This window comes from Pseudoalteromonas sp. SG43-1 (genome assembly GCF_014164415.1).
Taxonomy (GTDB): Bacteria; Pseudomonadota; Gammaproteobacteria; order Enterobacterales; family Alteromonadaceae; genus Pseudoalteromonas; species Pseudoalteromonas distincta.
Genome location: NZ_JACJFD010000048.1, coordinates 1 through 12274 on the forward strand (window position 1 = coordinate 1; position 12274 = coordinate 12274).

The 12274-nt window shown below is 39.3% G+C and carries 11 protein-coding genes and 1 pseudogene; 10 read left to right on the forward strand and 2 right to left on the reverse strand.

Translation table 11 applies throughout. The features are described from left to right. The first annotated feature begins 157 nt into the window (after positions 1–157). The 3 genes from H5159_RS20260 (at position 158) to H5159_RS20270 (ending at position 1573) form a co-directional block, all read left to right on the forward strand. Positions 158–580 carry a hypothetical protein gene (locus H5159_RS20260; RefSeq protein WP_182780931.1) on the forward strand — a complete coding sequence of 141 codons (423 nt, stop codon included), beginning with the start codon at positions 158–160 and terminating at the stop codon, positions 578–580. 95 nt (positions 581–675) lie between these two features. Then, the gene (locus H5159_RS20265) at positions 676–927 is read left to right on the forward strand and encodes a hypothetical protein (RefSeq protein ID WP_182780932.1); all 252 of its coding nucleotides are present in this window, start codon (positions 676–678) and stop codon (positions 925–927) included. 118 nt (positions 928–1045) lie between these two features. Beyond that, a complete protein-coding gene (locus H5159_RS20270; RefSeq protein ID WP_182737538.1) occupies positions 1046–1573 on the forward strand; it encodes a hypothetical protein in 528 nt (175 codons plus the stop codon). A 37-nt stretch (positions 1574–1610) separates the two neighbouring features. Here the strand turns inward: H5159_RS20270 and H5159_RS20275 are convergent, their stop codons facing one another. Further along, on the reverse strand, positions 1611–2564 hold the full coding sequence (locus tag H5159_RS20275; protein ID WP_182780933.1) for an IS110 family transposase: 954 nt from the start codon (positions 2562–2564) through the stop codon (positions 1611–1613). A 739-nt stretch (positions 2565–3303) separates the two neighbouring features. On the opposite strand from H5159_RS20275, the gene H5159_RS20280 reads away from it, so the two are divergent. Continuing rightward, positions 3304–3621, forward strand: a complete 318-nt coding sequence (locus tag H5159_RS20280) for a hypothetical protein (protein WP_259399135.1) — start codon at positions 3304–3306, stop codon at positions 3619–3621. Between the two features lie 34 nt (positions 3622–3655). Here H5159_RS20280 and H5159_RS20285 read toward each other — a convergent pair. Next, positions 3656–3961, reverse strand: a pseudogene (locus H5159_RS20285) (transposase); the annotation flags it as partial. A gap of 157 nt (positions 3962–4118) precedes the next feature. On the opposite strand from H5159_RS20285, the gene H5159_RS20290 reads away from it, so the two are divergent. From H5159_RS20290 to H5159_RS20315, 6 genes are all read left to right on the forward strand, one after another. Beyond that, on the forward strand, positions 4119–5075 hold the full coding sequence (locus tag H5159_RS20290) for a phosphotransferase (RefSeq protein WP_182780934.1): 957 nt from the start codon (positions 4119–4121) through the stop codon (positions 5073–5075). Positions 5076–5221: 146 nt separating this feature from the next. Continuing rightward, positions 5222–5851 (forward strand): uracil phosphoribosyltransferase, encoded by a 630-nt coding sequence (gene upp, locus H5159_RS20295; RefSeq protein WP_024591723.1) that lies wholly within the window; start codon positions 5222–5224, stop codon positions 5849–5851. Between the two features lie 10 nt (positions 5852–5861). Next, positions 5862–7100 (forward strand): uracil-xanthine permease family protein, encoded by a 1239-nt coding sequence (locus H5159_RS20300; RefSeq protein WP_138490411.1) that lies wholly within the window; start codon positions 5862–5864, stop codon positions 7098–7100. A gap of 145 nt (positions 7101–7245) precedes the next feature. Continuing rightward, complete coding sequence (locus tag H5159_RS20305; RefSeq protein ID WP_182780935.1) at positions 7246–8991, forward strand: HAD-IIB family hydrolase; 1746 nt, start codon at positions 7246–7248, stop codon at positions 8989–8991. Beyond that, positions 8984–10204 (forward strand): glycosyl transferase, encoded by a 1221-nt coding sequence (locus tag H5159_RS20310; protein ID WP_002958673.1) that lies wholly within the window; start codon positions 8984–8986, stop codon positions 10202–10204. Before H5159_RS20305 ends, H5159_RS20310 begins: the two co-directional genes overlap by 8 nt. Positions 10205–10259: 55 nt before the next feature. Next, positions 10260–12038 (forward strand): sugar phosphorylase, encoded by a 1779-nt coding sequence (locus H5159_RS20315; RefSeq protein WP_182747277.1) that lies wholly within the window; start codon positions 10260–10262, stop codon positions 12036–12038. Positions 12039–12274 lie beyond the last annotated feature (236 nt).

Here is a 12274-nt window from a genome sequence, read left to right on the forward strand (position 1 = left end):
GCCTCTAAAAAGCAAATTCCCATAGCATAAACAACACCAACTCTGACACACCGAGCAGGTAGCGCCTCAGTCCAACAAGCGATTATGCAACACAAACTGCGTGTCGCATAAATACTAAAGTGTTATATGCCTTGGTTAACTTGAGAGGGACCTATCAATGTCGATGACTATGTACGTAATCTTATCTCTTAGTGATGTTCCAAATACGAACTCACTAAACGAATTATCAGAACAGTTAAACACTCCTGTTCAATATTTAGAAAATGTAGATTTAAAAAAGCATACTGGGTTTCTCCCTGTCAAACTGAAAGGCGAAGACTCTGGGGTGGAAACATATATGTCGCCTTTATCAGAGTTCTCAGATTACTTTCCTGCATTCGATTCCTCAGCTTTTATAGAGCCAGTAGTGGTAACATTTCGATGGGGCGGTGACATGAATGAAATGGTTGTGGCTTTAAATTCTGCTTATCTTCTCGGATATCAAAAAAACTCCGCTACATTCGAACCGCAAAGTGGTGTGTTTTTATCAAATGAACAAGTAAAAGAAGGTGCAGAGGCTATGCCTGCAAACGGCATATAACAAGGCAAATTAAAAAGTGCGGACAAAAAATAGTTGGCTTTGTTCGTACCTCACAAATTATAGCCAACTATTTTTAGCCGTTTATTTGCGGCGTTATGTTTCCACAAGGAGTCGGGTTGGCTTTAAATAATGATTACAATGTCACTATAGCTAGTGATGTAAGTGGTGGTCGTGATGGGATAGGTATTGAGGTCTATTTCAAGAATAAGTTATTGCTAGAAATATTTCGTGATGACTCGAAAAAGTCGCGAGAAATTACACTCTTCGAAAAAGATATACCGCTAGAAATAGTTGAAGAGTGCATTGAAATATTTAAACAAGAAATCCCCTCAGAGTACCAAGATTAATGTATTTGGAAACATAACAAAGGCAATTAAGAGCGGACATATAATGGTTGGTTGTGTTTCGTTCCTCAACAAGTTTAACCAACCATTATCTGACCGCTTATTGCGGCGTTAGGTGATTATGAAAGTTCGGAGTTGTTTTCTAATTTTAGTTTTGCTTTTACAGGCTTGTGGCAAACCAGTCAATATTGATGAAATTAAAGAAAGTTTTGTCCAAAACAAAGCCTCTTTTGAACAGCTAGATTCAATGATAAAAGAAGATACTAAAACTAACACGTGTTTTGCTGTTGGTACTGACCACATAGGCGATTTTTGGGAACATGATAATAAATGGAATACTAACCAAAACTATGACAGAAAGGTGTCACTTGAAATTGTTTTGAGAGAGGTTGGTATTTCAAGTGATAGATACAAACAATACTTGGCTTTATTTAAACAGGTTGGTTCTGAACGTGTAGAGCATTGTTCAAACACACCTAATTGGACACGTATTATGGTGCACAGAAGTGGTTTAGCTGTTTCGGGCTGTTTGACTACCGTTAATATTAACGGTGATGGTTCAATGCCCGAAACAGATCTGAAACCAGGTTATGCTCGTGAGATTACAGATCTTGGTAAAGGATGGTATATAAATCACGATTGCACCTAAATCACCTAACAAGTGACTATGGTGTCAATTCCTAATTTCAAACCATTTTAGGATCCCACATGACACCATCCCTCACCATAGAATTTATGATTACTATAAGCTTTCTTATACAGGCAATAATAGCCACTTTTTTAGGTTTCCCTGCCGCGACTAGCCGATGATAAATAGCTTTAAATTTAGGGTTACATTGGATAGCTGACATCATTGCCATATACATTTCGGTTCTAATTTTTGGCCGTCCACCTCGTATCATCCGTTTACCCTGATAAGCACCACTTTCTCGATTAAATGGTGCAACACCAACCAGTGATGCAGCCTCTTTATTGTTTACACACCCAAGCTCAGGCATGTCACTAAGTAAGTTAAATGCGACAACATTCCCAACGCCAGGCACACTTTGAATAATGTCATTCTTGACCTTATATTCGTCACATTCTTTGATGAGTTTTTGTAGTTTCAAATCTACTTTTTCAATCTGATTTTTTAATGCCGTTAGGATAGGTTTTATTAGTGATGATATTGTTTTTGGCATTATCTGTGAACGATTTTTCTCCATCGTTTGCATATCCATTAACTGCCTTCTTCTAGAAAGTAAATCACTCATCAAGCGCATCTGCTCTGGCTTTAAAGAAGAGAGTGGTGGCTTTATTGCTTCACCAAAATGAGCGATGAGTTGCGCATCAAGTTTATCTGTTTTTGCTTTTTGGCCAATAGCGCCTGCGAAACGTTTAATATTAACGGGATTAGCAACAACGAAAGGGATATTCGCTTGAGCACACGCCATAATAAAGGGGTGTTCAAGGCGCCCAGTTGCTTCAATAGTAACACGCGTTATTGGGTGCTTTTTTAGTGTTTTTATAGCGTGTTTAATGCCGCCGTCATTGTTTTCTACGGTGAAATATATATCTAAAGGTCGGATGTAAATATCGAGTTGAGTTTTACCTGTATCGACACCGACGTTAATTTCATTTTGATTATTGAGTGTATTCATAATAAGCTGACTCTGCCTTGCGATTCGGGCTCGAGGCCCCGTTGACTATCCGAGTTTAATGCTTGGAGTTTATACAGCGTTCTTTCTTGTTATCGGTCTCTCAATAGAGGAGCCTTCAATCAATCGAACTACTGTATAAAAGGCTTTGGTTGCAGCCAAAGCTTGGGCCTCACATTACCCGAACTTGGTTAAAGTATTAATTAATTTATGGGTTTATTATCCATACAAGAAAATCAACAAGGACAAAAAACAGTTGGCTTTTGCTCCCACGTCGCTTATTTTAGCCAACAATTTTTTGCCTGTTATTTAGGCGTTAGCTTTACAAGGAGGTATTTTGAGTCACGGAAATTGTCCAAAGTGTAACCATGAAATTGAGCCGTTTGGCTTATCTTTTAGTCGGTTTCCATTTTACTTCAACTGCCCTAGTTGCAAAGTACGTTTAAAACTTGTCTCGTCTAAAGTTTTTTGGTCGACAGTTGGTTTATATTCATTGGCTATGATCTTATTTATAGTTTATGTACCTTTGGCAAGACAGTATGGACTAAGTGTTATAATAAGTATTTTAGGGTGGTTTATTACTTATTATAAAATGTCAGGCTACTGGCTTAAAGCTAATAACTTGAAAGTAAATGAGTAATGCAAAGCTAACAAGTCAATAAATTAAGATTCACCAAGGCTGTCATGCCATTTGCTGAGCAAATCGCCCGCCAGCACATGGTTCACTTATTATTGAGGCGTTATGTTTCCAGAGAATATGAATAACTATCGGGTATTATTTGAATTTGAACGGCCTTGGTTTGTTAGTGACTTAACAACGAGTAAAGTTAGTGCCGATGGTGACTTAAAACTATGGTTTCAAGTTGAGTACAATGATGCGTGTAAAAGTATCGAAATTGAGGGCTTAGATGATCTCGATCTAGTCTCAAATTTGCTTCAATCAGAAAAGGTAATCATTTCTGAAGAGTTAAACACACAACGAGATTTTGGCACAATTCGGGTTGAGTGCTGGGTTGACGGCAGTTATTCAGAGTTTTGGTGTTCAAAAGCCGAATTGTAAACATAACAAGTGACTATGGTGTCAATTCCTAATTTTAAACCAATTTAGGATCCCACATGACACCATCTCGCACCATTGAATTTATGATTACTACCAGCTTTCGTATGCACGCAATTATAGCTACTTTTTTAGGCTTTCCTGCTTTGACCATGCGTTGATAAAGGTCTTTAAATTTAGAGTTGCACTGAATGGCTGACATCATTGCCATATACATGGCAGTTCTAATTTTAGGTCGGCCGCCACGTATCATTCGCTTACCTTTATACACACCACTTTCACGATTAAATGGGGCTACACCCACTAAAGAAGCTGCCTCTTTGCTGTTCACATAACCTAACTTGTAGTGGTACAGTGATTTTGGCCACCCATTAAGAAAAAAGTATTATACTATTTTCATACAGAGTTATATAAAACCAAGTGGGGTTTTTTATGCCTTAGTTTTATTAAAAACGTCCACTAATGTTAAACTACAAAAAACTTAATTACTTAAAATAGCTATGGCATTTTATATTCCTTTATTACAACCTCACTTTAAGCACATTGAAATTGGCGATACGCTTACATCACTTTGGAGTGGATGTGGCAGTATTGTGCAGTGCCGGCTTGATGATAAAGCCTGCGTTATTAAAGCGATTAAAATACCCAGTTATATAAACCATCCTAAAATTAAACAAAGCGAATTTGCGCTTAAAAGAAAGCAGCACTCATATAGTGTTGAATACACATTTTATAAGCTTTATAGCCAGCATTTACCAGTACATGCGCAAAGTATTGAATGTATAGGTGCAATTAATAAAGATGATGAATATGCGCTGGTGTTTAAGGATTTCACCAAACATGGGTTTACTCAAGCAGGGCCACAACATGTTAAAGCTATATTAAGGTGGCTTGCACACTTTCATGCGGTTAACTTAAGTAAACCCGCTGAAGGGTTATGGCAGCAAGGCAACTACTGGCATTTAAGCACGCGCCCAGATGAGTTTAATAAACTAAAAGATAACCTTGATAAAAAGTCCGATATTAAAAATGCTGCACATAAAATAGATGAGCAGCTACAAAGTTGTACGTATAAAACGCTGATTCATGGTGATGCAAAACTTGCTAACTTTGCAGCAAATGAGCGCGATGAAATACTCGGTTATGATTTTCAGTATATAGGTGCAGGTTCTGGGATAATTGATGTAATGTATTTTATGACCAGTTGCTTGAGTGATGCACAATTACACGAGTGCGCTGATGAGTACCTTGTGTATTATTTTGACAATCTAAAGGCTGCTATTACTACTTATCATCCTACAGCACCAGCAGTTAAAATAGCTGACAATTGGCTCGCTTTATGGCCTGCTGCATGGGCTGACTTTTATCGATTTTTAGCTGGCTGGAGCCCCGAGCACCAAAAAATAAATAGTTATATGCAACAGCAAGTAAATAGCTGGTTAGCGAGTAACATTTAATAAACACAACGGGTTGATTGCTTGCATAAATATCAGGCAAAACAATACATTTTGGCACGATGTATGAAAATCTCTTTAAAACTACAGGTCAAATGACCTTTTTTAATATAAAATACTGCAAATTCTTGTATCAGTAGGTTTATATCATGGCAATTCACGTTATTTCTCACCCTCTTGTTCAACATAAACTAGGCCTAATGCGAGCGCATGGTATTAGTACTAAAAGCTTTCGTGAATTATGTTCTGAAGTTGGAACCTTATTAACTTACGAAGCAACTAAAAACCTACAGTTAGAAGATAACGAAATTACAGGCTGGGATGGCAATAAATTAAAAGTAGAGCATATTAAAGGTAAAAAAATTACCGTAGTGCCTATTTTACGCGCAGGTCTTGGCATGATGGACGGTGTTATGCAGTTATTACCAGCCGCTAAAGTAAGTGTGGTTGGTCTTGAACGTAACGAAGAAACACTAGAACCAGTACCATATTTTGAAAAGCTAGTAGGTAATATTGATGAACGCCTAAGCTTAGTTATTGACCCTATGCTTGCAACGGGTGGCTCAATGATTGCCACAATCGATATGCTTAAAAAAGCAGGCTGTAAAGAAATCAAAGTAATTGTACTTGTTGCAGCACCAGAAGGTGTTGAGAGAACACTTGCCGCTCATCCAGATGTAGAAATTTTTACAGCCTCAGTAGATAGTCACTTAAACGAAAAGGGCTATATTATCCCTGGTTTAGGCGATGCAGGCGACAAAATATTCGGTACTGTTTAGGAGTCTTTAAGTGCAAAATAATGACACCTTTTCAATAAAAACCATTTTAACAGGCGCGCAAATGCTGTTTGTAGCATTTGGTGCGCTGGTATTAGTGCCACTTTTAACGGGCTTGGATCCTAATGTTGCGCTTTTTACCGCTGGCATTGGTACTTTGCTGTTTCAGGTAGTGACTAAAGGCCAAGTGCCTATATTTTTAGCTTCATCGTTTGCTTTTATTGCACCCATTATTGCCGCTGTGCAAATGTGGGGCGTGCCAGCCACTATGGGCGGCTTAATGGTAGCGGGCTTTGCTTATATGCTTTTAAGTTTATTAGTAAAGTTTAAGGGCGTTGCAACGCTTCATAAAATTTTACCGCCTGTGGTTGTAGGCCCTGTAATTATGGTTATTGGTTTAGCGCTTGCACCTGTTGCTGTAAATATGGCGATGGGTAAAAGTGGCGACGGCAGTATTCAAATTATTGATTACAACAGCGCTATTTATATTTCGTTGTTCTCGTTAGTGGTTACGCTTATTTTTGCAGTGTGGGGAAAAGGCGTATTTAAGCTTATACCTATTCTGGCAGGGGTTGTTGCGGGTTATTGTTTATCGCTTGCAATGGGCGTTGTGCAATTTGACGCAGTAACTAACGCACAGTGGTTTGCTGTACCAAACTTCACATGGCCTGAGTTTAAATGGCAGGCTATTTTGTTTATGGTGCCTGTAGCAATAGCACCTGCAATTGAGCATATTGGCGATATGATGGCTATAAGCCAAGTAACCAATAAAGACTTTTTGAAAAAGCCTGGGCTTCACCGTACTTTGTTTGGTGATGGCCTTGCGACGTCTGCTGCATCATTATTTGGCGGCCCGCCTAACACAACTTACTCAGAGGTAACGGGAGCAGTTATGCTTACCAAAAACTTCAATCCTAAAGTAATGATGTGGACAGCCATTATCGCCATTATTTTAGCCTTTGTTGCTAAAATGGGATCTGGCTTACAGACTATACCTGTACCTGTAATGGGCGGTATTATGATTCTACTTTTTGGCTCTATTGCTGTAGTGGGTTTAAATACATTAGTTAAGTCGGGCGATGATTTAACAGCACCACGTAACTTAAGTATTGTTGCACTTATTTTGGTGTGCGGTATTGGCGGTATGCATATAGGTGGTAGCCAATTTAGTTTAGAGGGCGTAAGTTTATGCGCTATTTTAGGCATTGTACTCAACCTTGTATTACCTAAGGCGCAGCCTCAAGAGAGTTAATAGTGCACGTAAGTTAAAAATATTGCACCAAAATAGCGCATTTTCAATGCGCTATTTTTTTAACCTATTAATAAATATATAAAAATAATAATGGTCTAGTATCTGCATTTAATTTCCAGAACGCATCGTATGCAAAGGAGTTACTATGTCAGAGGCCAATATTGTGGATATAACCCCGTTTTTAGCAAAACACCAACTGCCTTTAAAGTATCAATATTTGAGTGAGCAATATTTTGTTCCACTTGCGCATGACATCCTCGAATCTAAAAAAACAAATACTCCTATTTTTGTTGCCATAAATGGATGCCAGGGCTCAGGAAAAACAACACTCGCAGATTTTTTAGTTACGTGGTTTTCTAAAAACACACCACTTAACAGTGTTGCATTGTCTATTGATGACTTTTATTTAGCAAAACAAGCACGTACTGAGCTTGCCAAAGACGTACATCCTCTTTTTACTACTCGCGGAGTACCGGGTACTCACGACGTAGCGTTAATGAATAGCACAATAACTAATTTACTGGCAGGAGAGGTAAACGTACCGCTTCCCCGTTTTAATAAACACGAAGACGACTGCGTGCCAACAAGTGATTGGCTAACAAATGAAAAGCCAGTTGATATTGTTATTTTAGAAGGGTGGTGCGTGGGCAGTGAGCCACAACCGCTGTTTTCATTGAGTGAGCCGCTTAACGAGTTAGAGCAACAGTTTGATAAAGAAGGCGTTTGGCGCCGCTGTGTAAATAGCTGTTTGGCAAATGAATATAAAGCCGTTTTTAACCTAATTGATTATACCGTTATGCTAAAAGCACCGAGTTTTAGTGATGTTTTTACATGGCGACAAGAGCAAGAACAAAAGCTAATAGCCAAAAAAGGTGAAGGCTCAGGCACCATGACTAACGAGCAATTGGTGTATTTTATTTCTCATTTTGAGCGCATTACGCGTGAGAACTTAAACACACTGAGCGCTAAAGCAAATGCTTTAATTGAACTTGATAGCAACCGAGATATTAGCGGTATGCACCTAACAAGTGATGACACCCTTCAACCTATTATTTTTACAGATTTGGACGGTACATTACTCGATCACGCCGATTACAATACAAATAATATCAGTGAGTTATTACAGCAGCTGCAAAATGCGCATATTCCTGTGGTGTTTAATACCAGCAAAACTTTTTGCGAAGTTATAGAGCTTAAAAACGATTTAAATATTCGACAGCCTTTTATTGTCGAAAACGGTGCAGCGGTATTTATTCCAGAAGACTATTTTGAATTAAAGCCAATTGGTTGTAAAAAAGTAGGCGCTTATTGGTGCTACGCAATGGCAAAGCCGTTATCGAGTTTATTAAATGATTTAAATACTTTAAAGGCGGATTATAAAGCGCATTATAAATTGTTTAGTGACTTATCGAGTGAGCAAATATCAGAGCTTACCGGGCTAAACGATGCACAAGCAAGACGCGCACAAACTCGCGATTATTCAGACCCTCTTTATTGGTATGGCAATGACGAATTACTCACAGCCTTTGTAAACGATGTTGAAGCACTCGGCTACGATATAAAAATTGGCGGACGCTTCATTCATATTGCCAAAAATACCGATAAAAGCGCTGCACAGCAGTGGTTAGTTAAACAGTTTACCCATCATTTCAGAAAGCCTCTCACGGTTATAGCACTGGGTGATAGCGATAACGATAAGCAAATGTTAGAGCACGCAAATATCGCCATTATTATTGCCAATCCGGCGAGTAAAAAGCCGGTTAAATTGTCGCACAACAAAGCACGATATTCTCAATCACCAGCACCGCTGGGCTGGATTGAAGAAATAACGTCGTTGCCGTGTATTAGCAGTATTTTAAGTATTTCTGAGGAGCAAACATCTCATGGCTGATTTTTACCAAAATGGCATTATTACAACATTACATAATATTGCCGACAGACCAATAGAAGACCTAGAAAAAGAGCTACTTACTTTTAGTAAGCAGCGCCCTATGGGGTTAATACTTCCTTCGCTATTTAGTGAACTTGAAGGCCCTGCGCTGCAAAATATAGTTAGTGAATTACGCGAAGTACCATATTTATCACAAATTACGATAGGCTTAGATAGAGCCGACGAAGCACAGTACCGTCATGCACTAGGCTTTTTTAAAGAGCTAAACCAAAACCATAAAGTATTATGGAACGACGGCCCACGCTTACAAGCACTAGATAAAGAATTACAAGAGCTAGGTGTTGCACCACGTGAGCTGGGTAAAGGGCGTAATGTGTGGTATTGCATGGGTTATAAATTAGCAACAGCAGAAGTAGAGTCTATCGCGCTGCATGATTGCGATATTTTAACCTACGACAGAAGCCTACTTGCTCGCTTAATTTACCCCGTTGCGCATCCGCGTTTTAACTATGAATTTTGTAAAGGGTTTTACCCGCGTACTGCTAATGGCAAAATTAATGGCCGTGTATCGCGCTTATTAGTAACGCCATTGCTTCGCTCATTTAAAACAATTTTAGGCAATACCGACTACCTTGAATATATGGACTCTTTTAGATACCCACTTGCAGGTGAGTTTTCGTTTAGACGCGATGTATTAAACGATATTCGTATCCCAAGTGATTGGGGCCTTGAAATAGGTGTACTGAGTGAAATGTATCGTAACTATTCGCATAACCGCTTGTGCCAAGTAGATATTGCCGATAATTATGACCATAAGCACCAAGAACTTTCACTTGATGATCAAAGTGCTGGTTTGTCTAAAATGTCGATTGATATTACTAAGGCATTGTTTAGAAAGCTGGCGACTCAAGGTGTTACTTTTACCAGCGAAACAATTCGTTCATTAAAAGCGACTTATTACCGTATCGGTTTAGATTTTATAGAAACGTATCATAACGACGCGCTAATGAACGGGTTAACGCTTGATGTACACCAAGAAGAAAAAGCAGTAGAAATGTTTGCACAAAATATTATGGAAGCAGGGCAACACTTTTTAGAAAACCCAATGGAAGCGCCATTTGTGCCAAGTTGGAACCGTGTTGTATCAGCAATGCCAGACGTACTTGAGCGCTTAAAAGAAGCCGTAGAGCTAGATAACGAAGAATATAGTTAACCTGCGTGCAGGTTAACTAGCCTATAAGTCTAAACAATAAATATTAGGGGCGCATGTGAGCACAGTTAGCGAATTATTTTTACAACGAGTAGAGCAACATCTTCATATTATTTATGAGGGTGTTGAGCTGCCTTTATCGGTTACTGAGCTTGCTCAGCAACTCATTAAAATTATATTAGGTAGCAATGCACTGCGCGACCCGACACCCCATACAAACCGGTGGGATGAACAAGATATAGTATTGATTGCTTATGGCGACTCTATTATTAAACACGATGATAGTGAATTTGCCGTATCGAGCCCAATGGAGGCACCGCTTAAAACACTACACAGGTTTATAAAAGAGCAATGTGATATGCAGTTAAATGCGCTGCACATATTGCCATTTTACCCGTACAGCTCAGACGAAGGCTTTGCCGTAATGAACTACGTGCAAGTGAATGAGTCCTTGGGTGATTGGGGAGATATTCAAAATATCGCTAAAGATGTAAAGCTAATGGCGGATTTGGTTATTAACCATTGCTCAAGCAGAAGTGTATGGTTTGAGAACTTTTTAAATGATTTACACCCGGGTAAAGATTATTTCAAAACGGCGAGCTTAACGGATGATTTAAGCCAAGTTGTACGCCCGCGAACCTCATCGTTATTAAATACTGTAACAACGCCAAGCGGTGAAAAGCACGTATGGTGTACGTTTAGTCACGATCAGGTTGATTTTGACTTTGGCAATCCTGATGTACTTAAAGAGTTTGTGGGAATAATTAGGCATTATTTAGACAATGGCGTGCGTTTGTTTAGGCTTGATGCGGTTGCATTTTTGTGGAAACAGCTTAATACAAGTTGTATTAACTTGCCGCAAACACATGAAGCCGTAAGGCTAATGCGAACACTTATTGAGCACGCAGAGCCGAGCGTAGTTATAATTACCGAAACCAATATTCCAAATCAAGAAAACCTGTCTTATTTTGGTAATGCCAACGAAGCGCACAGTATTTATAACTTTGCACTGCCGCCTTTATTGCTTCATACATTACTTAGTGGCGATAGCACTGCAATTAAGCATTGGATGATGAGCATGCCGCCTGCGCAAAATGGTACGGCATACTTTAATTTTATAGCCTCGCACGATGGAATAGGGCTCAGACCAATTGAAGGTTTATTACAACCCAGTGAAGTGGCGTCACTTGTAAGTACCACTATGCAATTTGGTGGTCGTGTATCTATGCGAACCAGTAACGATGGAACGCATACACCGTACGAGCTAAATATTGCTTTATTTGATGCTCTCCAAGGGACGCACAATGGCCCAGATAAGTTTGGCCTGGAGCGGTTTATGTGTGCTCACGCAATTATGTTTGCGCTTGAAGGTATCCCAGGGCTTTATATTCATAGTTTGTTGGGTACAACTAACGATTACGAACGCTTTGAAAACTCTCAGCATAACCGTGCTATTAACCGCCATCGTTGGCAAGAGTCAAAGCTACTGGCGGCAATTGGTGAAAAGTACAGTCATCATCATAAAGTGTTTAACGGCATAAAAAGTTTATTGGCAGTACGCAAAAAGCAAAGTGCCTTCCACCCAAATGCTACACAGTTTACGCTGCATTTAGCAGGGGGATTATTTGGTTTTTGGCGACAAAGTATAGACAGACGCCAAAGCATATTTTGTGTTTATAACATTAGCGATAAACCACAAACACTCACATTGGCCGACTTAAACTTAATTAACACCCAAAAGTGGTTTGATTTGGTGGCAGATAAAACGATTGAAGAAAGCCAATTAACAATAGAGCTAGAACCATACCAAAGCGTGTGGCTGAGTAATATTAAATAAAATGTATTAAAAAAGGCTCGCACTGCGAGCCTTTGTTTTAACTAGGGCGTGTTGATCTTTGTGGATTGAAATTTGTTCAATCTAGGGGCGATCAAATCGCGACGCGAGGTTTGTAACCTAGTGGGCTCGATAACTGCTCCTGCGTTATTCTACTGGCTTACATCCATGTAAGAATAAGTAAAAACCGAGCAAAGCTTCCGCGTCCTGCTCACGCCCCTTACCTACATCCATGTAGG

Coding starts and splice junctions, on each gene's coding strand:
- H5159_RS20260 (WP_182780931.1), top strand. CDS start 158: ATGTCGATGACTATGTACGTAATCTTATCTCTTAGTGATGTTCCAAAT.
- H5159_RS20265 (WP_182780932.1), top strand. CDS start 676: ATGTTTCCACAAGGAGTCGGGTTGGCTTTAAATAATGATTACAATGTC.
- H5159_RS20270 (WP_182737538.1), top strand. CDS start 1,046: ATGAAAGTTCGGAGTTGTTTTCTAATTTTAGTTTTGCTTTTACAGGCT.
- H5159_RS20275 (WP_182780933.1), bottom strand. CDS start 2,564: ATGAATACACTCAATAATCAAAATGAAATTAACGTCGGTGTCGATACA.
- H5159_RS20280 (WP_259399135.1), top strand. CDS start 3,304: ATGTTTCCAGAGAATATGAATAACTATCGGGTATTATTTGAATTTGAA.
- H5159_RS20290 (WP_182780934.1), top strand. CDS start 4,119: ATGGCATTTTATATTCCTTTATTACAACCTCACTTTAAGCACATTGAA.
- upp (WP_024591723.1), top strand. CDS start 5,222: ATGGCAATTCACGTTATTTCTCACCCTCTTGTTCAACATAAACTAGGC.
- H5159_RS20305 (WP_182780935.1), top strand. CDS start 7,246: ATGTCAGAGGCCAATATTGTGGATATAACCCCGTTTTTAGCAAAACAC.
- H5159_RS20310 (WP_002958673.1), top strand. CDS start 8,984: ATGGCTGATTTTTACCAAAATGGCATTATTACAACATTACATAATATT.